Here is a 22,077-nt window from a genome sequence, read left to right as displayed (position 1 = left end):
CGCTTATCAGCTGGAGCAGGAAATCTCCAGGTGCCTGCCCCACTCCGGCGGCAGCGCCGCCAGGTCGTCCAGAGCCGGATCGTCATCATAGGGATGGCGCAATGCCTGGAGGAGCCGGTGTAAAAAAGCGGTGTCGTTCTGTTCGGCGCCGTCAATAGCCTGCTGGGCCAGATAGTTGCGCAGGATAAAGTTGGGATTTTTGGCCCGCATGGTCTGCCGTCGCCTTTCGTCGTCCCGGTCTTCTTCCCGAACTCGCTGCCGATATACCTCAAACCACCGATCAAACCCCGCCAGATCCTTCATCTCATCGCGCAGCGGGGAGCGGGAATTCGCCGCCTCGCTGTCGCTTAACAGGCGAAACACCCGGGTATAATCGCTGCCTTCACGGTCCATCAGGCTCAGCAGGCCGGTGAGTATATCGTTATCCCGTTTATCGCGCGTAGCGAAGCCTAGCTTGGCCCGCATCTCGTCGCCATAGGCATGCATCAACGCCGGTTCATAACAGTTCAGCGCCTGTTCCAGGTCGCTAATCGGCATCAGTCCCGACAGCGCCTGCCCCAGGCGATGCAGATTCCACAATGCCACCGCCGGCTGATTATCAAAAGCATAACGCCCTTGATAATCGGTATGGTTGCAAACATAGCCCGGACGAAAGGCATCGAGAAAACCATAGGGGCCATAATCAATGGTGATGCCCAGTATGGACATATTGTCGGTATTCATTACGCCATGGGCAAACCCCACCGCCTGCCATTGGGCTATGGTACGCGCCGTGCGTTTCACCACGTCGGTCAGCCATAAACGATAGGCGTCCGCCTGACCCACCAGCTGCGGCCAATGACGGCCGATGACATAGTCCGCCAATTGCCTGACCTTCTCCGTCTCGCGACGATAATAGAAGTGTTCAAAATGCCCGAACCGCACATGGCTATCCGCCACCCGCAACAGCATGGCCCCCGGTTCCGGCTTTTCACGCCACACCGGCTCGTCGCTGGTGACGATGGTTAGCGCCCTGGTGGTGCCGATGCCCAAATGATGTAGCGCCTCGGATGCCAGGAATTCACGCACCACTGAGCGCAACACCGCCCGTCCGTCCCCCATGCGCGAATAAGGCGTTTTACCGGCGCCTTTCAGATGCCAGTCTACCAAACGGCCATCCGCCAATTGCTGCTCCCCAAGCAGGATCCCGCGCCCGTCCCCCAGTTGCCCGGCCCAGACGCCGAATTGATGGCCGCTGTAAACCTGCGCCAAGGGCTGCATTCCCGGCAACAACCGCTCCCCGCTCCAGATGGCGGAATGAGGCTCGGCAAAAAGGTCGTCATCCAGCGCCAGCTCTCGCGCCAGTTCGCTATTATGGTAGAGCAGACGCGCGCCGCGCAGGGGAGCCGGCATCAGTTCGGTATAGAACCCGGGAAGTTGCCGGTGATAACTGTTATTGAAGATAGGGGTATTGGCCATGGCGCCTCCTGTTTTTATTGTAGCTCGTCAGGCGGCATCCGGGCTGACTGTATAAGGCGTCAGTATCAGATTCGCCTGGCCTGCCAATAAGCTTTGCTCCAATAGACATTATCCAGCGATGAACGGATCACCCCGCGACTGGTGGAGGCATGGATAAATTTATCACCGGTATCGAAGATACCGACATGCAAGCCGTTACCGCCGCTGCCGGTTTTGAAAAACACTAAATCCCCCGGCAACAGATCGTCGCGGGATATGCGGGTACCGACCTTGGTCTGGTCTTGGGTGGAACGCGGCAGCACAATACCGAACCGATCGCGGAAAGTGCGATACACGAACCCCGAGCAATCCACGCCGTTTTGATCCAACCCGCCATATCGATAAGGAACGCCGTACCAATGCCGTAACTGATCGTTAAGCTGCGCTCTCACCACCCTGGAATTTGCCAGCCGGGGATCCGGCGGCGGCGCGTGATGACTGCAGCCGGTAAGAATTAAGCTAAACAGGAACAGCCAACAAAAAGATATCCGTCTCATTTTTTGCCCATCAGCATAACGCTGTCCAACCGCTGGACAGGTCAAGGTATCATACCGCTGTCGCGGCTTGCGGCGCCAGGCCGGATGCCACCAGCCAGGGCGTACCGCCGGCGGGCAACAGTTCGAATTTCACGCCGAATACCGGTGACAGTATCGCCGGCTGCATCACATCCCGGGGATGGCCCCGCGCTGCCAGCTCCCCGGCGGACAGCAGCCAGATTTCCCCGGCATGGCGCAGGCTATGGTTAAGATCGTGGGCGCAGACCAAGATGCCCAGGCCGGCGGCGGTGAGCTCCGATAGCAGGGAGTCCAGAGCCACTCGCTGGGCAATATCCAGACTCGCCGCTGGTTCATCCAGCAGCAGCAGCGAGGCGCGCGGATTAATCGCCGGCCACACCTGCAGCAGTACCGCCGCCAGGCGCACCCGCTGCCATTCGCCGCCGGAGAGCCGGTTTAGGGGGCGATTGAGCTTATCCGCCAGAGAGAGCGCTTCGGCAAGATACCCGACCGCGCCATCGATGTCCCGCTCGGCGGCGTTGCGAGGCTGATGTAATGTCAGGTATTGGAATACCGGCATCAGGGCGTAGGGCAAGGCTTGCTGGCAAAGATAGCCCCGATGCAGTGCCAGCGCTGCGCTGCTCCACTGCCGCAGCGGCCGGTCCAGCAGACGGATTTCCCCTTCGCAGCTTGTCAGACCGCCGATGGCGGACAGCAGCGTGCTTTTGCCTGCGCCGTTAGGACCGATAAGATGAATCAGGCTGCCGGCAGGGACCTGCAGCGATAGCGGCCGCAGTCTTTGCCGCACCGCAACCTGCCGCAGGTCGAGGACCAGGGATGTCGTCACCGGCGGCTGCCGCCCGGTCGCGGCGCGTGCGAGCGCCCAGGAAAAACCGGCATTTTATTTTGCCAGCGCCCCGTTTATCGCCTCAAGGATAATCGGATCGTCAGGTTTCATGTCCGGGGCAAAGCGTTGCAGAACCTGGCCGTCGCGGCTGACGAGAAATTTTTCAAAGTTCCACAGGATATCCTGCGGATGCTTAGGGGTGCGCCCCTTGCCGGCAAGCCGTTCAAAGAATCCGCTGCCTTGTGGCGTAACGGCTTTAGGCTGCGCGGCGATCAAGGCTTGGTACAAGGGATGACGATGCTCGCCGTTGACCTCGATTTTACTGAACATCGGAAATTCAACGCCGAATGTCCCGCGGCAAAACGCCAGTATTTCATCATCGCTGCCCGGTTCCTGACCGGCGAATTCATTTGAGGGAAAGCCCAGCACCTCAAAACCATGCTGGTGCTTTTCCTTATAAAGGCTTTCCAACGCCTCGTATTGATCCGTCAGTCCGCATTTCGAGGCAACATTCACTATCAGCAGTACCGAACCTTTAAAATTCTCCAGGGTGGTGGTTTCCCCGGTAATGGTCTTAAGCGGCAGAGAATACAGTTTATCACTCATCGGTGTGCCCTCCAGGTGTTGCTGGAAATCAGCAGGTTAACTTGAATTGATAGATCTAGCTTAGCCTCTTATCCTGATTAATAGCCAGATAAATATTGGCGAACCCAGGGTGGCGGTAACCACGCCGATAGGCAATTCAGCAGAGTAAAGGGCTACCCGGGCGACGACATCCGCCAAGAGCAGCACCCCGGCGCCGGCCAGGGCGCAGCCCGGAAGCAGCCACCGGTGATCGGTCAAGCCCGCCATGCGCAATATATGGGGAATAATCAATCCGATAAAGCCGATCGCGCCCGCCAGCGCCACGCTTATTCCCACCATGCAGCCGAAGGCGAGGACAAACAGATTGCGCCAGAGGAAGACCGACAACCCCAACTGCATAGCCTGCTGTTCCCCCAGCGCCAACAGGTTCATGACCCTTCCCTGGCATAAAACCCAAAGAATGAACGGTAGCAAGGTCAGCACCAGCCATTTGTCACGCCAGTCCACGCCGCCGAATCCTCCCATCATCCAATAGAGCAGTTGGCGCAGATCGAGACTGGAGCTGAAATAGACCGCCCAGGTCATTACCGCGCTGCATAAAATGCCCAAGGCCACGCCAATCAGCAGCAGCCGGGCATTCGAAGCGTTATGGCGCGCAAACCATAACAACAGCGCGGTAATGGCCAGCGCGCCGCCTACGGCGCACGCTCCCAGCCCCCATACCGGCACCAGCCCCCGGCCTAAAAATACCGCCAGCGTCAAGGCGACGCCGGCCCCGTTCGCCACGCCGAGCAGCCCGGGTTCGGCCAGAGGATTTTCGAAAATATTCTGCATTGCCGCCCCGGCCAGCGCCAGTGAGGCGCCGACGGCGATAACCGCCAGCGTGCGCGGCAATCTGAGTTGCCAGATAAATACCTCCGCGGCATCGCTAAACCACTGTGTCGGCCAAAACCAGACATCGCCCGCACAAAGGCTTATCACAACGGCTATCGCCAGGACCAGGAACAGCCAGCGGACACGGATAGCATCCCGACGCTGTTGCCGCTGTTTCAATGCGCTGAAAATCGGACTGTTTACAGACATATTCCTTGTTCCGCCCGGACCGGTAAACTGCTCTTATCCTACCGGTATTGAGAGTAAAGGGGTAGCGCGGTAACACCGCTTGGCGGTTTGCCGGCATTACAGCCGGACAAGAAATGCGGTGCCCGGAAGACGTGCCGGCGGCACCGCATGGATGGCAGGTTTATGAGATGTCAGTTATGCGGGGGCTTGATGATTTCACGTTGGCCGCCTTGACGCTGCTGGCCGCCGTTATGCTCCTGTTGGCCGCCTTGGCGCTGCTGGCCGCCGTTATGTTCGCGCTGCCCGCCGCCCTGGAGCGGCTGCCCACCGCTGTGCTGCTGTTGGCCGCCATTGTGCTCCCGCTGGCCGCCATTAGGCTCTTGCCGCTGGCCGCCGGTTTGGAATACCTGGCCGCCGTTATGCTCCCGCTGGCCGCCATTAGGCTCCTGCCGCTGGCCGCCGGTTTGGAATACCTGACCACCGTTATGCTCCCGCTGACCGCCATTAGGCTCCTGCCGCTGGCCGCCGGTTTGGAATACCTGGCCGCCGTTATGCTCCCGCTGACCGCCATTAGGCTCCTGCCGCTGGCCGCCGGTTTGGAATACCTGGCCGCCGCCGCTATGCTGCTGCCCGCCGCCCTGGGAAGACTGCCCGCCGTTGTGCTGCTGGCCCCCGCCCTGGGAAGGCTGCCCGCCGTTGTGCTGTTGGCCCCCGCCCTGGAACGGCTGCCCGCCGTTGTGCTGCTGGCCCCCGCCCTGGAACGGCTGCCCGCCGTTGTGCTGCTGGCCCCCTCCTTGGAACGGCTGCCCACCGTTATGCTGTTGGCCCCCGCCCTGGAACGGCTGCCCGCCGTTGTGCTGTTGGCCCCCGCCCTGGAACGGCCGGCCGCCGTTATGCTGTGGCCGTCCGGGATGCTGGTAACCGGGATGGCCTTCGCCGCGGCCGGGTTGTTGAAAATGGCGATCATAATCACTGGGACGTCTCGGCGACCAATTGCCGTGATCCCAGTATCGGCCCCGATTATCCCTGAATCCCTGCGGCAGATAGGGTAACCATTGCCAGCCGTCCCAGTACCAGCCGAATTCGTTACGCTCGCCATAATAATTTTCCTGATGGCTTTCCCACCATTGCGGTGAACGCCACTCATAACCGTCCCAATACCAGCCGCTAAGGTTCCGTTCACCAAAATCATTGTCCTGGTGGTCATCCCACCACTGCTCGGTGCGCCACTGGAAACCATCCCAATACCAGCCGCGATCGTTGCGCTCGCCAATATGACTATCCTGATGGTCGTACCACCACTGCGGAGAGCGCCAGGTATCACCGTCCCAGAAATACCCTTGCTGATCCTGGGCCCCGATTTGGACTACCACACCCGGCGCACCGGCGGAGAAATCGTCCGCCATCACGCCCCAGGGCAAAACCAGAGCTATAGCAAGCAACACACTGTTCTTTTTCATCATATGACCTGTTTGGCAGCCATCTCGTGCTGTCGTTATATCAGCCGGCAAAATGCGCCACTATCAGATAAAGATGGTTTACGGTTTCCGAGGGGAAACTTAATGGAATCTTTACATTTATGACGACAGAAAGCCCTAGGGGCCAAAAAGTTAATCCGCGGGAAAAAAACCCGGCGTGGTCTTATTAAAAAAAAAGGCCGCATTACGCGGCCTTTAGCGGAAATACGTCACTCTTTAGGTGAAGCATTCTCAACGCGGCTTTTTAACTTCTGTCCCGGACGAAAAGTCACTACCCGGCGGGCGGTGATGGGAATGTCTTCGCCAGTCTTGGGGTTACGGCCCGGACGTTGATTTTTGTCGCGCAAGTCAAAATTACCAAATCCCGATAATTTCACCTGCTCGCCATTTTCCAGCGCACGCCGGACTTCCTCAAAAAATAGTTCCACTATCTCTTTGGCATCCCGTTTGCTCAGCCCAAGCTTTTCAAACAGGTATTCTGACATTTCAGCTTTAGTAAGCGCCATAGGTTCAATCCCTCAAGGATGCTTGGAATCGCTGTTTTAGTGCCGCCACACATCTGGCAACGGTGGCGGCAATAGCCTCTTCTTCCAGTGTACGAGCGGTATCCTGTAATATCAGGCTGATAGCCAGACTCTTAAATCCTTCCGCTACGCCCTTCCCCCGGTACACATCAAACAAGTTTACGCCAACTACCTGATTTGCGCCAACTTTCTTACACTCTGCCATAATTTCTGCTGCTGGGACGTTTTCCGCGACGACTATTGCGATATCGCGACGGTTCGCCGGGAAGCGGGAAATGTCACTGGCTTCAGGCACTTTACGCGTGGCAACCTTATCCCAGAGTAGTTCAAAGACAACGGTTCGGCCATTTAAATCCAGCTTAGATTCCAATTCTGGGTGGATAACGCCAATAAATCCAATGTGTTCCCCTGCCAGATACAATGCCGCACTCTGTCCTGGGTGTAAAGCCGGATTCTGTTCGCTGCGAAATTCAATATCGGCAAGTTTACCGGTAAGTTCAAGTATTGATTCAAGATCGCCCTTTAAATCATAGAAGTCCACCGGCTGACGCGCCAGATCCCAATGTTCATCATAACGTGAGCCGGTAATGACTCCCGCCAGCATAAGATCCTGCCTAATGCCAAGGTCCGCTTCATTATCAGGAACAAAGCGCAAACCGCTTTCGAATAAACGTATACGATTTTGCTGACGGTTCTGATTGTAAATTACCGCACCCAATAATCCGCTCCACAGCGATAAACGCATGGCGGACATTTCCGTTGAAATGGGGCTGGGCAGCGTCAGCGCCGTCTGGCCGGGATGGAGCAGACTTTGAATCGCCGGATCGACAAAACTGTAGGTTATGGCTTCCTGGTAACCCAGATCCACCAGCATGGTTTTCACCCGGTTTAAAGGCAGCGCCGCTTCACGATGACGGGTCATTTGCAGATTCGCGCGAATCGGGACATTGGGAATAGTGTTATAGCCGAACAGCCTGGCCACTTCTTCCACCAGGTCCTCTTCGATGCTCATATCGAAACGCCAACTGGGGGCAACCGCCTGCCACTGCCCCTTGCCGACCCTAACCTCGCAGCCAAGGCGGGTAAGTATATCCGTCACATCCTCATCCGGCACGCCATGGCCTATCAGGCGATCCAGTTTTTCACGCCGCAGGGTAATGGCGGCGCATTGAGGTAAAGCGCCGGAATCGGTAACATCAATCACCGGCCCGGGCTGGCCGCCGCAGATAGCCAGCAGCAAACCGGTGGCGCGCTCCATGGCGCGGTATTGCAAGGCCGGATCGACGCCGCGTTCATAACGGTGCGAGGCATCGGTATGCAAACCGTAGCGACGGGCACGCCCGGTGATGGACAACGGATTAAAAAATGCGCATTCCAGCACCACATCCCGGGTGGCGCTATTGATGCCGGAATATTTACCGCCGAAAATGCCGCCCATCGCCAGAACTTTTTGGCGATCGGCTATCACCAGCGTATCCGGATTCAAGGCCGCTTCGGTACCGTCAAGCAGCGTCAGGGATTCACCTTCACGGGCCAGGCGTACCACAATCCCGCCTTCAATGCTCTGCCGGTCAAAGGCGTGCATCGGCTGGCCCAGTTCCAGCAGGACATAGTTGGTGACGTCCACCACCGCATCCACCGAACGCAGACCGCAGCGGCGTAATTTTTCCTTCATCCACAGCGGAGTCGGCGCCGTGACGTCGATATCCTTTACAACCCGTCCCAGATAGCGGGGACAGGCCTGCGGCGCTTCCACACGGATGTCGATGACGTCCGCCGCCACCGGCGCCACGGGGTCGATTGCCGGCTGATTCAGCGTCAGGCGATTCACCGCAGCCACATCACGGGCAATACCCAGCAGGCCCAGACAGTCGGCCCGGTTCGGCGTGACGCTGATATCGATGATAGTATCGTCAAGCTTGAGATAATCGCGAATGTCGGTCCCTACCGCGGCGTCAGCGGGCAGTTCGATGATTCCGCTGTGATCCTCCGACATGCCCAGTTCACGGAACGAACATAGCATGCCTTCGGAAGGTTCGCCGCGCAGCTTGGCGGCCTTTATTTTGAAATCCCCCGGCAGCACGGCGCCGATGGTGGCCACCGCCACCGTAAGGCCTTCGCGGCAATTGGGCGCGCCGCACACAATATCCAGCGGCGCATCACCACCCACGTCCACCTTAGTGACCCGCAGCTTGTCGGCGTTGGGGTGCTGCTGACAGGCAATGACCCGTCCCACCACCACGCCGGAAAATTCGCCGGACACCTTCTCCACGCCGTCCACTTCCAGTCCGGCCATAGTGATTTGTTCCGCCAGCGCGTCACTGCTGATAGCGGGATTCACCCATTCACGCAGCCAAAGTTCACTGAATTTCATGTGTTCATCCCGCCTTTATTTGAATTGTTTAAGAAAACGCAGATCATTTTCGAAGAATGCCCGTAAATCCGTGACACCGTAACGAAGCATCGTCAGCCGCTCCATGCCCATGCCAAACGCAAAGCCGGAGTAAACCTCCGGGTCGATGCCGACATTGCGCAACACATTCGGATGGACCATGCCACAGCCCAGTACTTCCAGCCATTTACCGTTTTTACCCATCACGTCAACTTCCGCCGACGGCTCGGTAAAGGGAAAATAGGAGGGACGGAATCGCACCTGCAAATCCTCTTCAAAGAAGTTGCGCAGGAAGTCATGCAGAGTGCCCTTCAGGTTGGTGAAGCTGATATTGGTGTCGATAATCAGCCCCTCCATCTGATGAAACATCGGCGTATGGGTCTGATCGTAGTCATTACGATAGACCCGGCCCGGTGCGATAATGCGGATTGGCGGCTGTTGGTTTTTCATGGTGCGGATTTGCACCCCCGACGTCTGGGTGCGTAGCAGCCGGGTGGCATCAAACCAGAAGGTATCATGATCCGCGCGAGCCGGATGATGGGCGGGAATATTCAATGCATCGAAGTTATGATAATCGTCTTCGATTTCCGGACCGGTGGCCACGGAAAAGCCCAATTCGCCAAAAAAGGTTTCAATGCGCGAAATCGTCCGCGTTACCGGATGAAGGCCGCCGTTTTCCTTGCGCCGGCCGGGAAGAGACACGTCCAGCGTCTCTTCCGCCAGCCGCGCGTTGAGCGCCGAGGAGTCCAGATACTCTTTGCGCTCGTTCAGCGCCTGCTGCACCGCAAGCTTCGCCTGGTTAATCACCGCTCCCGCGGCGGGACGCTCCTCTGCCGGCAAATCGCGAAGGGTTGTCATCTGCTGGGTAAAATGACCTTTTTTGCCGAGATATTCGACGCGCACGCTATCCAGCGCGCCTATATCCTGAGCTTTTTCTATGGCTGCTTTGGCTTGCACAACCAAATCTGCGAGATGTGGCATTGCGTTCCTCTTTTTCCGGCCTCTATGGCTTAATCGTAAATGGACTGATTGATCTGTACTGCGACCCAGGCTGGTCATCCAGGCTGGCGACGAGCAAAAAAAAGCCTCCACACCGGGAGGCTTTAGCGCTATTTTTCGTTTCTTTCCTTACGCGCAAGCCCCCGTTATTCAGGCGCTAAAGTAAAAAAAGAAACGGAAAATAGCAGCATTCATGCTTGCATTACCTTGTGATTGATATTGTCTGAATGAATCAAATAACGATATAACAAACCCTATCGGCCAATCGTTTAAAAAAGAGGGGGACAAGCCCCCTCTTTCATAAAGTTTATGCCAGCGAACCTTTCGCTTTTTCCGCCAAGGCAGCGAAAGCCGCTTTGTCGAATACGGCGATGTCAGCCAGGATCTTACGGTCGATTTCAATAGAGGCTTTTTTCAGGCCATTAATGAAACGGCTGTAAGATATGCCGTTCTGACGGGCCGCGGCGTTGATACGCGCGATCCACAGTTGACGGAACTGGCGTTTCTTCTGACGACGGTCACGATAAGCATATTGACCTGCTTTGATGACCGCCTGGAAGGCGACACGATAAACACGCGAACGGGCACCGTAGTAGCCTTTCGCTTTTTTCAAAATCTTTTTGTGACGTGCACGAGCTGTCACACCACGTTTTACGCGAGCCATATGCTCTCCTAAGTCTTATTCGAAAACCGTTGAAAGTGACGCTTATGCGTACGGCAAACACCTGATGACCAAACCCAGATCGCCTTTGGAGACCATGGATTTAGGACGCAGGTGGCGTTTACGCTTAGTGGCTTTTTTGGTCAGAATATGACGCAGGTTAGCATGCTTACGCTTAAAGCCGCCGGAGGCGGTTTTCTTGAAGCGCTTGGCAGCACCGCGCACTGTCTTGATTTTTGGCATGAATATATTCTCTACTGCGCATTGTTGATAATATGAACCAATGAGGCGAAGACAACGTGCCGATAAACCGCACGACACGCCGTCTTACTTGCAGGCCTTATTGTTTCTTCTTGGGTGCGAGCACCATAATCATCTGGCGTCCTTCGATTTTACTCGGGAAGGATTCAACTACCGCCAGTTCTGTCAAATCGTCGCGAACGCGGTTAAGCACTTCGATACCGATTTGCTGGTGCGCCATTTCACGTCCGCGAAAACGCAGGGTGATTTTGGCTTTATCGCCGTCTTCCAGAAAACGAATCAGGTTGCGTAGTTTTACCTGATAGTCGCCTTCATCCGTACCAGGCCGGAACTTGATTTCCTTAACCTGAATAACTTTTTGTTTCTTTTTCTGCTCTTTGGTGGACTTGCTCTTCTCATAGAGGAACTTGCCGTAATCCATAATTCGGCAAACCGGCGGCTCGGCGTTGGGACTGATTTCAACTAAATCTACGCCCGCTTCCTCGGCTTTTTCAAGCGCTTCATTGAGGCTGACTATACCAATTTGCTCGCCATCGATACCCGTCAGACGAACCTCTGCGGCGCGGATTTCTCGGTTAATGCGATTAGGACGCGCCGGTTGAACTCGTTTTCCGCCTTTAATACTTTATTCCTCCAGTTGATGAAGATTACGGCTGCGTATCTCTTGCTGCAGCTTTTCGATAATCTCGGTAACGTCGATACTGCCCAGGTCTGTACCACGGCGTGTACGCACGGCAACCTTGCCCGCTTCCACTTCTTTATCTCCGCAGACCAGCATATAGGGCACCCGACGCAAAGTATGTTCGCGGATTTTAAAGCCTATTTTCTCATTTCTCAAGTCTGCTTTTACACGAATGCCGGCTGCGGACAATCTTTCTGTCACTTTTGCGACGTATTCCGATTGATTATCAGTGATATTCATCACCACAACTTGTGTCGGCGCCAGCCAGGTCGGGTAAAAACCAGCGTACTCTTCCGTCAGTATGCCGATAAAACGTTCCATCGACCCCAGGATGGCACGGTGTATCATTACCGGCACCAGGCGCTCGTTGTTTTCGCCAATATATGAAGCGTTTAAACGACCGGGTAATGAAAAGTCCAACTGTACCGTGCCGCATTGCCACATGCGATCCAGGCAATCCAGAAGAGTGAATTCGATTTTAGGACCATAAAATGCGCCTTCGCCCGGCTGAAATTCGAATGCGATGCCGTTTTCGGTTAAAGCGGCCGCCAGGTCTTTCTCCGACCTGTCCCACACCTCATCGCTACCGATGCGTTTCTCGGGACGGGTAGAAAGTTTAACCAGAATATTTTCGAAGCCAAACGTGCTGTAAATATCATACACCATTTTGATGCAATTGTTTACTTCATCCCGCACCTGCTCTTCGGTACAGAAAATATGGGCATCATCCTGGGTAAATCCGCGCACGCGCATTAAACCGTGCAACGATCCGGAAGGCTCATTACGATGGCAACTGCCGAATTCAGCCATGCGCAGCGGCAGATCGCGGTAGGATTTCAATCCCTGGTTGAATATCTGCACGTGGCCGGGACAATTCATCGGTTTGATGCAATATTCACGGTTTTCCGATGACGTGGTGAACATATGCTCGGCATAGTTTTCCCAGTGACCGGTTTTTTCCCACAGGACGCGGTCCATCATAAATGGCCCTTTCACTTCCTGATATTTGTATTCCCGCAGCTTGGTGCGCACGAAGGCTTCCAGCTCGCGGAAGATAATCCAGCCGTCATTGTGCCAGAACACCATGCCGGGGGCTTCTTCCTGCATATGGTAAAGATCAAGCTGCTTGCCGATTTTACGGTGATCGCGCTTGGCGGCCTCTTCCAGGTGCTGCAAGTAAGTGCTGAGCTGCTTTTTATCGCCCCAGGCGGTGCCGTAGATGCGCTGCAGCATCTTGTTGTTGCTATCACCGCGCCAGTAAGCGCCGGAGGTCTTTTGCAGCTTGAAATAATGGCAGAAACGCATATTCGGCACATGCGGCCCGCGGCACATGTCGACATACTCTTCATGGTGATACAAGCCGGGACGATCGTCATGGCTGATATTCTCGTCCAGTATCGCCACCTTGTACTGTTCGCCGCGGGCGACAAACACATCCCGGGCCTGTTGCCAGCTCACTTTTTCCTTGATGACGTCGTAATCCTTATCGGCCAGCTCGTGCATGCGCTTTTCCAGCAGGTCGATATCTTCCTGGGTCAGCGTCCGATCCAGATCGACGTCGTAATAAAAGCCTTTATCGATTACCGGGCCGATAGCCATTTTGGTATCGGGCCACAGCTGTTTAATGGCATGCCCCAGTAAATGCGCGCAGGAGTGGCGGATGATTTCCAATCCGGCCTCGTCTTTGGCGGTAATGATGGCAAGCTGGGCATCTTCGGTAATCATATCGACGGCATCCGTCAATTCACCGTTCACCCGTCCGGCGATGCAGGCTTTCGCCAGGCCGGGACCGATGTCGCGGGCTACATCAAGGGGGGATACGGGGTGGTCGTACTGACGCTGGCTTCCGTCGGGAAGGGTAATTACTGGCATGGTCGTTTCCTTAATTTGCAGTGGTGATCCACACGCAAGATCACATACAATTAAATTTACTTTGGTTTTTTAATAGATTGAATAACCATTTAACCGACAATCGTTAAATTGGTACACAAGTCGATACACAAATGGCAAAGTCATCATTTTGGCTGTGCGATTTGAACGAGCATATTAACATTTCTTGTGGCATATCAAAGCTGATTTATCATAACCTCCCCACATAGGCGGACGATGCTCAAACTCGCCGGTTCTCTTGTCGTTAAGCACCTAAGTCATAACGCCCAGCAGAACGGGCCCTGGGTATCTTCGCTGTCCTGTAACGGGGGCAATTTTCCATGGCGGGCGCATTTGTACCTCCGCAGTCGGCGGAATCTTGTTGAAGTTTTGTCTAGCGGCCGTAGGCCGCATCTTGTTTACAAGGAAGTCGGTTTATAGTCTGGGTGGTAATAGAAGTGTTCCAAGGCCGCGAGTGATACCTTGGAAAAGAGATAAGTTATTTTTTGAAATGTGTTATAGGTAATGATGATGCTTTGCAATGAGGGCAAATTATAACCCGCCCTTGTCTAATATCTCGTAAATTCTGTTTTGAGGTCATCTTACAATCAGGACATTGATAATCCATTTGTATTGCATTGATTCTATTCAACAAATCAGAAAGATAAGACATAAAAAGACGGCCGAATAAAAACAGATGGTTTATTTTATCATAAGCCTGGCTAACGTTTAAATATGCTACATAAGAAGCAGTTACGCATTTTTTATCAAAACTGTAAAAAATAGTGTCAAAATTATAATCGCTCATGATTTTTAAACATCAAAGTCCGCCCCGTATCGGGTTCATACAGCCACCAGCATAAAGGATGAGCTCCCAGCCACGGTCGGCCCGCCAAGCAATGGCTTGATGAGTGCCCCATGGCAGCGGTGACGTGCCCGGCGATAGAATCTTTTTAAAGACGTTGCCGGCCGATATTGTATTTATAATTTTTTCCCCAAAGAAAGATACCAATAATGAACGCAATAATATCAGCATTACCAGTAACCAATAATCACGAAAATAATATTCAGCAATCATCAATTTCATCAGGCACGCGGCAGAACCGCATCGGGGGTGTTATCGCGGTTAAAAACAGTCCTGAAGCTATTTTCCATCGCATACCGGCTATCACCGAGGCCATAGCCTCATACCTGAAAGAGCCTGATTATTCCAATTTTGTCGCCGCGGTAAAGGGAACTTCCCTACGTCCGCTAAAGGAAATTTATCGGGTACACCAGCAAAAAAATCTTCCTCTCGACGCTTTGCGTCCCCATGAAAGGCAATTGCGCATAGCATTGCAGCTGCAACAAAAAGAACTGTCCGACAGCTTAAAAAAAACTGTTATCGTTGAATTAACACAAAGTGAACAAAAACCTTATGTCCCTTTTCCTCTGGGCACTATTGCGCTGGGTTGTCTCATTCGCCGACAGAATTCCCACGCCGGAATTGTTCATTATGTAGACTACTATGACGGCACCCCTCTTCCCCTTAACCTGGTGGGAAATGACCCGATAGCCACAGCGCTGCTTAAGTGGAAAAAGGAGGTAATGGCAAAAAACGATGCACTAAAGCGACTATTTGCCGGCGGAAGCAGTGTTATGTTAACTCCCTTTCAAGAGGATGCATCCCTTCTCTCCATACCTCTATATAAAACCGAGCTGAATCATGAAAATTTTGCTATTTTACTTAAAGTGGCCGATAAGCAGGCCGCTAATGCGCCATTGCTGGAAAAATATGGATTAATATTTTTGATGATGCGATTTGCCGTCTGTCTCAAGAAAAACAACCTCCCCGGACTCAGCGGATTTGAGATAAACGAAGCGTTATTTCGCTATTCACGGCTACTTGAAACAGGCAGGGATATTCTTGGGGTACTGCCGGGAAAGATCCTCTACCAAAGGCCGTGAGGATATCAAAGTAAGAGATGTTAATGAGACGACCAGGGCTGTAGCGATTTCACAAAAAGGATTAACATCCTTTTAATTCATGCTCAACAGCTCTTTATCATGTCAGCAGTGGTGTCAAGTGAAATATAATCGATTGCACCATAATGCAGCAAACCCGCCGTAGCGGGTTTGCGAGAATCAGCTGGGTCATTATGGGGTTTTTTACACCAACGCAGTAACGACAGCGATCCAAAACGCCATACATATCAATACTATGCTTGGCAGCGTTAAACGATAGAAATAATCCATAACAACCTCACATTTACCTGACATCTTTTAAGAAAAATCCTACACCTTTCTCGGTGCAAAAAATAGGAGCGGGATCATTTTTTAGACCCTTTTTTTCATAAAATGCATGTGCTGGATCACATCCCATCTAGGATTTACCGCAGCAAACAGCCTTGTATGGCGCTTATCTTTCCATTTCACATGGGCGGGGTGGTTTTGAATAACACGCCAGTCAATCCCACCAGCACTGCCAGCAAAAGTAGACTAATCCACTTCCAACGTTGTTCACTTTTTGCACTCATGGTATCCCCCGTTTTGTTGTATACGGGTATATCGGACGCCGCTTGAAAATCTTTAGCCTTTATTTTTAAAAAAGAGCAAAACCCTTTTTACCCTAACGAGACGGTCTGCAAAGAGTGCTATGCTGGCGGTTACATTGGTTGCAAGGAGAGAATGATGATACCGATAACGACCCTGACCCTGGCGCCGTCCCTGGACAGCGCCACGACCACCGATCGGCTTTACGCCGAAGGCAAGCTGCGCTGCACCGCCCCGCTGTTTGAACCGGGCGGCGGCGGCATCAATGTGGCGCGGGCGATTGTGCATTTAGGGGGAGACGCCACCGCGCTGTTTCCTATTGGCGGCCCTACAGGCCGCCATCTGACCGAACTGCTCAGGGCGGAAGGAATAACCACCGATGCCATCGAAACCAAGGACTGGACCCGGCAGAATCTCCATGTACACGTAGAAAGCACCGGCGAGCAGTATCGTTTCGTTATGCCCGGAGCGCATCTGACCGGCGAAGAATTTGCTCTGTTTGAACAGCGGCTGCCCGGCCTCCCTAAAAATTCCCTGTTTGTTATCAGCGGTAGCCTGCCGCCGGGCATTAGCGTGGAGAATCTGCAGCATTTGCTGCAAGAGGCCCAGCGCTGTGGTTTACGCTGCGTTGTGGACAGTTCGGGTCCGGCGCTGAAAGCATGTCTGGATATCGGCAATCTGGCGCTGGTCAAACCTAACCAAAAAGAGTTGGCGGAACTGGTGAAACGTAATCTGGACGATCCCGATGCGGTAAGGCAAGCGGCCCTGGAAATTATTGCCCAGGGCAAAACCGAGCGCGTGGTGGTATCCCTCGGTCCTCAGGGGGCATTGGCGGCGGATAAGGATCGGGTATTCCAGGTCGTGCCGCCACCGGTTAAAAAGATGAGCACCGTGGGCGCCGGGGACAGTATGGTGGGCGCAATGACGCTGAAGCTGGCCGAGGGCGCGGATTTGCTGGATATGGCGCGATACGGTGTGGCGGCGGGCAGCGCGGCCACCCTGCACAAAGGCACCCGGTTATGCGCCTTGGAAGACACGCGGCGTATTTACGATTATCTGTGCCAAGATCTTACCGCCTGAGCAGAGACAAACGGAGGAGAGGCCGGGGATTGGCCACATTCACTTTAGCCGGCCTTCTCGGTCAAAAAACGAACAAAGCCCTTTAATAAAGTATTGACATTGTGGGGCTTAGCCTCAACACTCATTTCTAGCGCCACCAGTGAGAATCCCTTACGCGGAGTACATTGGGTTTCCCTGGCGCGCCCTTCTCTTTTGAACCCGGTTCGAGCTGGTATTAACGGCCGAGGCGTTACCGGTTTTGTTCAATCGGCTATCGCCGCCCCTTTATTGGCGGGTGGGCCGATCCGACCATGGTCAGTAAAGCGATTCGGACATTAATCGGTAAGGCAACCTTAGGGGGAAACGACGATGTGGCACGCCATTGACAATATGCTGGCCGAGACTTTTACCCGTGATGAAATACGTGAGCGCCGCGAATTACCGGGGGGAGAATTACATCGCGCCTGGTATCTCCGCTACGGCTCCGCGGAAATTTTCGTAAAAAGCGATAGCCGCGAGCTTTTGCAAAAATTCACTAACGAGGCCGATCAACTGGATATGCTCGGGCGCAGTAAAACCGTGCGCGTACCGAAAGTCTATGGCGTCGGCAGCGAACGGGACAGCAGTTTTCTGGTCATGGAATATATTCCGGAACGTCCTTTTGACGCCCATGGGGCTTATTGCCTGGGGCAACAATTGGCGCGCTTGCATCAATGGAGCGAGCAGCCGCAGTTCGGCCTGGATTTTGATAACGATCTTTCCACCCTCACCCAGCCCAATGCCTGGCAGCGGCGCTGGTCGACATTTTTCGCGGAACAGCGTATCGGCTGGCAGTTACAGCTGGCGGCGGAAAAGGGACTGGTTTATGGCGATATCGACGGAATAATTACTCGAATAGAGGAGATGCTTCATGAGCATCAACCGCAACCCTCTCTTCTGCACGGTGATTTGTGGCCCGACAACTGCGCCAATAGCGCCGGCGGCAGTTTTTTATACGATCCGGCCTGTTATTGGGGCGATCGGGAATGTGATTTGTCGATGTTGCCTTTATATCCGGAGCTGCTGCCGCAAATTTATGACGGCTACCAAAGCGTCTGGCCGCTGGATAAAGGTTTTATCCGCCGGCAGCCTGTTTACCAGCTTTATTACTTGCTTAACCGCGCCAATCTGTTCGGCGACCAGCATATCAACCTGGCCGGTCAGGCGTTGGATCGGGTATTAAGCCAGAAACCGCAAGAGTAGCGAGAATGGCCCGGGGAATAATGTCCCCGGACAGGGTGGCGCCGTTTTACAGCATGCCGAGCAGTTTCAGAATGAAATAACCGGCTACCGCAATAATAATGGGCAGGATATAGAGGGGAAAAACCTGCAGCAGAATGGTATGGCGCGGCATGACAATTTTTTCCTCCAGTTGCGAACGGCTGTAGCCTTCGGTTCCCTTCGCGTGTTCCAGCACCATCTGATTTTCGATCCCTTCACGGATAAACCTGACCTGACGCGACATCCTGGCGCCTGAAGCCTGTAATGCCAGACCGACAAAGATCAGTAAATAAATAATCCAGAAACCAATATTGCCGACGAAATAACCATTCTCAAACGCCGGCTGCGGGGAGTTGAACCAAAACACATTCAGAAAAGAAGTGTTAAATCGCATCATATCGATGATAACGTGAAAAAAATCGGCCATTACCGCATTGATGCCTTTATTTTGCTCACTGTGCTGGTAAAGGAATTTCAGTAAAGAAATCAGTGTGGAAAGTAAAGCCGGTATAAATATTATCCATCCCGCTAACCGTTTTATTACGGCCAGGCGACCAGCTTGTTGATACGTCATGTGCTCCCCTTGTTAATCGACGCCAACCAGAACGCTTAAGTTTATCTATAATTTACCTTTTTTGCTGCGTTGTTTTTCATGAATCTGTTACAGCGGCTTGCCATCCCCTTATGCAAAGAAGAATGGTACTCTATTCCCCTCTTTTTTTCACCGAACAGGAGCATGTCGAATGCCCGCATCAATCCCGCAGGAAGCCCTTATTTTTGATATGGATGGCTTGATTATTGACTCAGAACCCCTATGGCACCAAGCGGAGCTGGATGTGTTCGCGGCGATGGGAGTGGATACCGCCAAAGGGGAAAATTTGCCGGATACCTTGGGATTGCGTATCGACCAGGTGGTGAAACTATGGTATCAGGTCAGCCCCTGGCAAGGCGTCACACTGGACGACGTCACCCTGCGGATAATCCGGCGCGCCGTTACGCTGATAGAACAGCAGCGGCCGCTGCTGCCCGGCGTGCAATATGCGTTGGAAACCGCCCGTGACTGCGGGCTGAAGATCGCCCTGGCCTCGGCATCGCCGCTGTTTATGCTGGAAAACGTGCTTGAGATTTTCTCCTTGCGCCACTATTTTGCCGAAATTGCCTCAGCGGAACATCTTCCCTATAGCAAGCCGCACCCTGAAGTCTATCTCCAGGCGGCGGCCAAACTTGATGCGCTGCCGGAACGCTGTTCCACCCTGGAGGATTCGTTTAACGGCATGATTGCCACCAAGGCGGCGCGCATGCGTTCCATCGTGGTGCCCGACCCCGCTTACCGCGCCGACCCGCGCTGGGTAGTCGCCGATATCAAGCTAGACTCGCTGCTGAATCTGACCACTGAACATATTCTCTGAACCGCTACCGCCCGGGCGGGATATTATGATAGAAAATCGGCCCGTTTCGGTGTGAAGGTATCAATCAGGACGCTATTGTCTTCCAGGGCGACCACGCCGTGCATTTGGTGTTTCACCGCCCGATAGGCATCCCCGGCTTTCAGCAGCCGTTTTTCTCCTTCGATTTCCACCTCGAAACTGCCGGCGGCCACATAGGCAATCTGGTCGTGGATCTCATGGCGATGGGCAGTGCCCACTGCGCCCTTGGCAAAATGGACGCATACCATCATCAACTCATCGCTCCAGGTCATTACCTTGCGTTTAACGCCGTCGCCGACAACTTCCCAAGGGGTTTCATCATCAATAAAAAAGGTTTTCATACTGCTCCCGTTAGCCCATAGGCAACAAATCAAGAAAAATTACGGCCTTATAATACGATTGTAACGGATAGCGGCGGTAAGAAAACCTGAAAGCACCAAAATCATGACTTCTCTCAAAAAATAAATAAAACATTATTTCATTTTTATTGAATTCATATCCCTCTCGCTCTATGATTCCAGCATCAATAGAGAGAACACCCTCTTCCCGAACATGTTCTGATAGAGAGGCATTATCATTATGCAAGTCCGCCAAAGCATTCACAGTGACCACGCGAAGCAACTGGACACGGAAGGGCTGCGCAGCCAATTTCTGATTGAAAGGATTTTTGAAGCCGATGCGTACACCATGACCTATAGCCACATCGACCGCATCATTGTCGGCGGGATTAAACCGGTGGCGAAAACGGTGAGTATCGGCAGCGAAGTGGGTAAGCAATTGGGCGTGAGCTATTTCCTGGAACGCCGTGAATTGGGCGTTATCAATATCGGCGGCCCGGGGGTTATCGTGGTGGACGGCAAGACCTATGAAATCGGCCACCAGGAAGCGCTGTATGTCGGCATGGGCGCCAAGGACGTTCAGTTCTCAAGCGTGGACGCCGCAAAACCGGCTAAGTTCTACTATAACAGCGCCCCGGCGCATACCACATATCCGAGCCGGAAAATCACCCTGGCGGAGGCTTCGCCGCAAACCATCGGCGACAACGCCACCAGCAATCTGCGCACCATCAATAAATTTATTGTGCCCGATGTCTTGCCGACCTGCCAGTTGACCATGGGTCTGACCAAACTGGCGGAAGGCAATCTTTGGAATACCATGCCTTGCCATACTCATGAACGGCGTATGGAAGTCTACTTCTACTTCGATATGGATGAAGAAACCGCGGTATTCCATATGATGGGCCAGCCGCAGCAAACCCGCCATCTGTTGGTGCATAACGAGCAGGCGGTTATCTCGCCAAGCTGGTCTATTCATGCCGGCGTCGGCACCAAGAATTACACCTTTATCTGGGGTATGGTGGGAGAAAATCAGGTATTTGACGATATGGATCACGTCAAAGTCAGCGAAATTCGCTGAAGCCGCTCTTCGTGCCGGCCCGTTCCGGCGTTATTTACGATATGCATTGGCGTCTGGATTTGGCCGCCATCAATGAGGCAAGGTATGATTTTAGACACGTTTGATCTTAAAGGAAAAGTAGCGTTGATCACCGGCTGCGACACCGGTTTAGGCCAAGGTATGGCTATCGGTCTGGCTGAAGCGGGCTGCGATATCGTCGGCGTCAATATCGTCGATCCGGAAGAAACCATCGCCAAAGTGACCGCCTTAGGCCGTCGTTTTCTGAGCCTGACCGCCGATTTGATGAAAACCGACGGCATACCCGCTATTGTGGAAAAAGCGGTGGCGGAGTACGGTCATTTAGATATCCTGGTGAATAACGCCGGTATCATCCGCCGCGAAGACGCCATTGAATTCAGTGAAAAGAACTGGGACGATGTGATGAATATCAACATCAAAACCGTGTTCTTTATGTCCCAGGCCGTGGCCCGCCAGTTTATCAAGCAGGGTAAAGGCGGCAAAATCATCAATATCGCTTCCATGCTCTCCTTCCAGGGCGGTATTCGTGTTCCTTCCTATACCGCCTCGAAAAGCGCGGTAATGGGCGTTACCCGGCTGCTGGCCAATGAATGGGCTAAGCATAATATCAATGTCAACGCACTGGCGCCGGGCTATATGGCCACCAACAATACCCAGCAACTGCGCGCCGATGAAGACCGCAGCAAAGAAATCCTGGAACGCATCCCCGCCGGCCGCTGGGGTTTGCCCGCCGACCTGAAAGGCCCGGCGGTATTCCTCGCCTCCTCCGCATCGGATTACATCAACGGCTACACCATCGCCGTGGACGGCGGCTGGCTGGCGCGTTAAGGATGCATCCCCGAAGCTAAATCGAGCGTGTTAAAGGAAGAGCGTGTTAAAGGGAGACCGTGCCAATGGGGTCGTAGCGGGCGTGGTTTTCCCGCCCGCCGAACGCCCTATGGCGCGGTAGCCCGCTATCACCAGACGTGCAACTAACCTGTAAATGGTGAGCGCCGGTCTCCCATAGACATAAAT

23 protein-coding genes and 1 other annotated feature are annotated in these 22,077 nt (G+C 53.7%); of the genes, 6 read left to right on the top strand and 17 right to left on the bottom strand.

Annotated features, from left to right (window positions below):
* Positions 1 to 6: 6 nt before the first annotated feature.
* The 15 genes from ACL2XJ_RS21530 to ACL2XJ_RS21460 form a co-directional block, all read right to left on the bottom strand.
* A complete protein-coding gene (locus tag ACL2XJ_RS21530) occupies positions 7 to 1,458 on the bottom strand; it encodes a protein adenylyltransferase SelO (RefSeq protein ID WP_413724441.1) in 1,452 nt (483 codons plus the stop codon).
* A 65-nt stretch (positions 1,459 to 1,523) separates the two neighbouring features.
* The gene (locus ACL2XJ_RS21525) at positions 1,524 to 1,994 is read right to left on the bottom strand and encodes an NlpC/P60 family protein (protein WP_132921618.1); all 471 of its coding nucleotides are present in this window, start codon (positions 1,992 to 1,994) and stop codon (positions 1,524 to 1,526) included.
* A 49-nt stretch (positions 1,995 to 2,043) separates the two neighbouring features.
* Positions 2,044 to 2,838, bottom strand: coding sequence for a vitamin B12 ABC transporter ATP-binding protein BtuD (gene btuD / locus ACL2XJ_RS21520; RefSeq protein ID WP_413724440.1), 795 nt, complete (start codon positions 2,836 to 2,838; stop codon positions 2,044 to 2,046).
* Between the two features lie 54 nt (positions 2,839 to 2,892).
* Positions 2,893 to 3,444: a glutathione peroxidase gene (locus ACL2XJ_RS21515; RefSeq protein ID WP_132921620.1), complete on the bottom strand. Its 552-nt coding sequence runs from the start codon at positions 3,442 to 3,444 to the stop codon at positions 2,893 to 2,895.
* A gap of 60 nt (positions 3,445 to 3,504) precedes the next feature.
* The gene (gene btuC, locus ACL2XJ_RS21510; protein ID WP_413724439.1) at positions 3,505 to 4,506 is read right to left on the bottom strand and encodes a vitamin B12 ABC transporter permease BtuC; all 1,002 of its coding nucleotides are present in this window, start codon (positions 4,504 to 4,506) and stop codon (positions 3,505 to 3,507) included.
* Between the two features lie 170 nt (positions 4,507 to 4,676).
* On the bottom strand, positions 4,677 to 5,927 hold the full coding sequence (locus ACL2XJ_RS21505) for a DUF2502 domain-containing protein (RefSeq protein WP_413724438.1): 1,251 nt from the start codon (positions 5,925 to 5,927) through the stop codon (positions 4,677 to 4,679).
* Positions 5,928 to 6,172: 245 nt separating this feature from the next.
* On the bottom strand, positions 6,173 to 6,469 hold the full coding sequence (gene ihfA / locus ACL2XJ_RS21500; protein ID WP_011411244.1) for an integration host factor subunit alpha: 297 nt from the start codon (positions 6,467 to 6,469) through the stop codon (positions 6,173 to 6,175).
* A gap of 4 nt (positions 6,470 to 6,473) precedes the next feature.
* Entirely contained in the window at positions 6,474 to 8,861 is a 2,388-nt protein-coding gene (pheT, locus tag ACL2XJ_RS21495; protein ID WP_413724437.1) for a phenylalanine--tRNA ligase subunit beta, read from the bottom strand.
* A gap of 15 nt (positions 8,862 to 8,876) precedes the next feature.
* Positions 8,877 to 9,860 (bottom strand): phenylalanine--tRNA ligase subunit alpha, encoded by a 984-nt coding sequence (gene pheS / locus ACL2XJ_RS21490; protein WP_132921623.1) that lies wholly within the window; start codon positions 9,858 to 9,860, stop codon positions 8,877 to 8,879.
* Positions 9,861 to 9,954: 94 nt separating this feature from the next.
* Positions 9,955 to 10,078: a sequence feature (Phe leader region), on the bottom strand.
* Positions 10,029 to 10,073: a pheST operon leader peptide PheM gene (pheM, locus tag ACL2XJ_RS21485; RefSeq protein WP_106120997.1), complete on the bottom strand. Its 45-nt coding sequence runs from the start codon at positions 10,071 to 10,073 to the stop codon at positions 10,029 to 10,031. It overlaps the preceding feature by 45 nt.
* A 107-nt stretch (positions 10,079 to 10,185) precedes the next feature.
* The gene (gene rplT / locus ACL2XJ_RS21480; protein WP_132921625.1) at positions 10,186 to 10,542 is read right to left on the bottom strand and encodes a 50S ribosomal protein L20; all 357 of its coding nucleotides are present in this window, start codon (positions 10,540 to 10,542) and stop codon (positions 10,186 to 10,188) included.
* Between the two features lie 42 nt (positions 10,543 to 10,584).
* Entirely contained in the window at positions 10,585 to 10,782 is a 198-nt protein-coding gene (gene rpmI / locus ACL2XJ_RS21475; protein WP_132921626.1) for a 50S ribosomal protein L35, read from the bottom strand.
* 97 nt (positions 10,783 to 10,879) lie between these two features.
* Positions 10,880 to 11,422, bottom strand: coding sequence for a translation initiation factor IF-3 (gene infC / locus ACL2XJ_RS21470; protein WP_132921627.1), 543 nt, complete (start codon positions 11,420 to 11,422; stop codon positions 10,880 to 10,882).
* Between the two features lie 3 nt (positions 11,423 to 11,425).
* Positions 11,426 to 13,354, bottom strand: a complete 1,929-nt coding sequence (gene thrS / locus ACL2XJ_RS21465; RefSeq protein WP_203521458.1) for a threonine--tRNA ligase — start codon at positions 13,352 to 13,354, stop codon at positions 11,426 to 11,428.
* A gap of 496 nt (positions 13,355 to 13,850) precedes the next feature.
* Positions 13,851 to 14,024, bottom strand: a complete 174-nt coding sequence (locus ACL2XJ_RS21460) for a YnfU family zinc-binding protein (protein WP_413726935.1) — start codon at positions 14,022 to 14,024, stop codon at positions 13,851 to 13,853.
* 341 nt (positions 14,025 to 14,365) lie between these two features.
* Between ACL2XJ_RS21460 and ACL2XJ_RS21455 the strand changes: the two genes are divergently transcribed.
* The 3 genes from ACL2XJ_RS21455 to ACL2XJ_RS21445 all read left to right on the top strand — a co-directional run bounded on the left by ACL2XJ_RS21455 (position 14,366) and on the right by ACL2XJ_RS21445 (position 18,184).
* Positions 14,366 to 15,298, top strand: a complete 933-nt coding sequence (locus ACL2XJ_RS21455) for a hypothetical protein (protein ID WP_413724436.1) — start codon at positions 14,366 to 14,368, stop codon at positions 15,296 to 15,298.
* 723 nt (positions 15,299 to 16,021) lie between these two features.
* Positions 16,022 to 16,963 carry a 6-phosphofructokinase II gene (gene pfkB / locus ACL2XJ_RS21450; RefSeq protein ID WP_132927743.1) on the top strand — a complete coding sequence of 314 codons (942 nt, stop codon included), beginning with the start codon at positions 16,022 to 16,024 and terminating at the stop codon, positions 16,961 to 16,963.
* Between the two features lie 348 nt (positions 16,964 to 17,311).
* Positions 17,312 to 18,184 carry a fructosamine kinase family protein gene (locus ACL2XJ_RS21445; RefSeq protein ID WP_132921631.1) on the top strand — a complete coding sequence of 291 codons (873 nt, stop codon included), beginning with the start codon at positions 17,312 to 17,314 and terminating at the stop codon, positions 18,182 to 18,184.
* Between the two features lie 46 nt (positions 18,185 to 18,230).
* Here the strand turns inward: ACL2XJ_RS21445 and ACL2XJ_RS21440 are convergent, their stop codons facing one another.
* A complete protein-coding gene (locus ACL2XJ_RS21440; protein WP_132921632.1) occupies positions 18,231 to 18,776 on the bottom strand; it encodes a YniB family protein in 546 nt (181 codons plus the stop codon).
* A 169-nt stretch (positions 18,777 to 18,945) separates the two neighbouring features.
* Here ACL2XJ_RS21440 and hxpB point away from each other — a divergent pair, with 169 nt between their 5' ends.
* Entirely contained in the window at positions 18,946 to 19,611 is a 666-nt protein-coding gene (hxpB, locus tag ACL2XJ_RS21435) for a hexitol phosphatase HxpB (protein ID WP_413724435.1), read from the top strand.
* A gap of 23 nt (positions 19,612 to 19,634) precedes the next feature.
* Here the strand turns inward: hxpB and ACL2XJ_RS21430 are convergent, their stop codons facing one another.
* Positions 19,635 to 19,970: a cupin domain-containing protein gene (locus ACL2XJ_RS21430; protein ID WP_132921634.1), complete on the bottom strand. Its 336-nt coding sequence runs from the start codon at positions 19,968 to 19,970 to the stop codon at positions 19,635 to 19,637.
* A gap of 238 nt (positions 19,971 to 20,208) precedes the next feature.
* Between ACL2XJ_RS21430 and kduI the strand changes: the two genes are divergently transcribed.
* The gene (gene kduI, locus ACL2XJ_RS21425; protein WP_413724434.1) at positions 20,209 to 21,045 is read left to right on the top strand and encodes a 5-dehydro-4-deoxy-D-glucuronate isomerase; all 837 of its coding nucleotides are present in this window, start codon (positions 20,209 to 20,211) and stop codon (positions 21,043 to 21,045) included.
* An 84-nt stretch (positions 21,046 to 21,129) separates the two neighbouring features.
* Positions 21,130 to 21,891, top strand: coding sequence for a 2-dehydro-3-deoxy-D-gluconate 5-dehydrogenase KduD (gene kduD, locus ACL2XJ_RS21420; protein WP_132921636.1), 762 nt, complete (start codon positions 21,130 to 21,132; stop codon positions 21,889 to 21,891).
* Positions 21,892 to 22,077 lie beyond the last annotated feature (186 nt).

It is taken from the genome of Sodalis sp. RH16 (assembly GCF_047324245.1).
GTDB classification, from domain to species: domain Bacteria; phylum Pseudomonadota; class Gammaproteobacteria; order Enterobacterales; family Enterobacteriaceae; genus Acerihabitans; species Acerihabitans ligni.
This window is presented reverse-complemented; position numbering and strand designations above follow the sequence as displayed.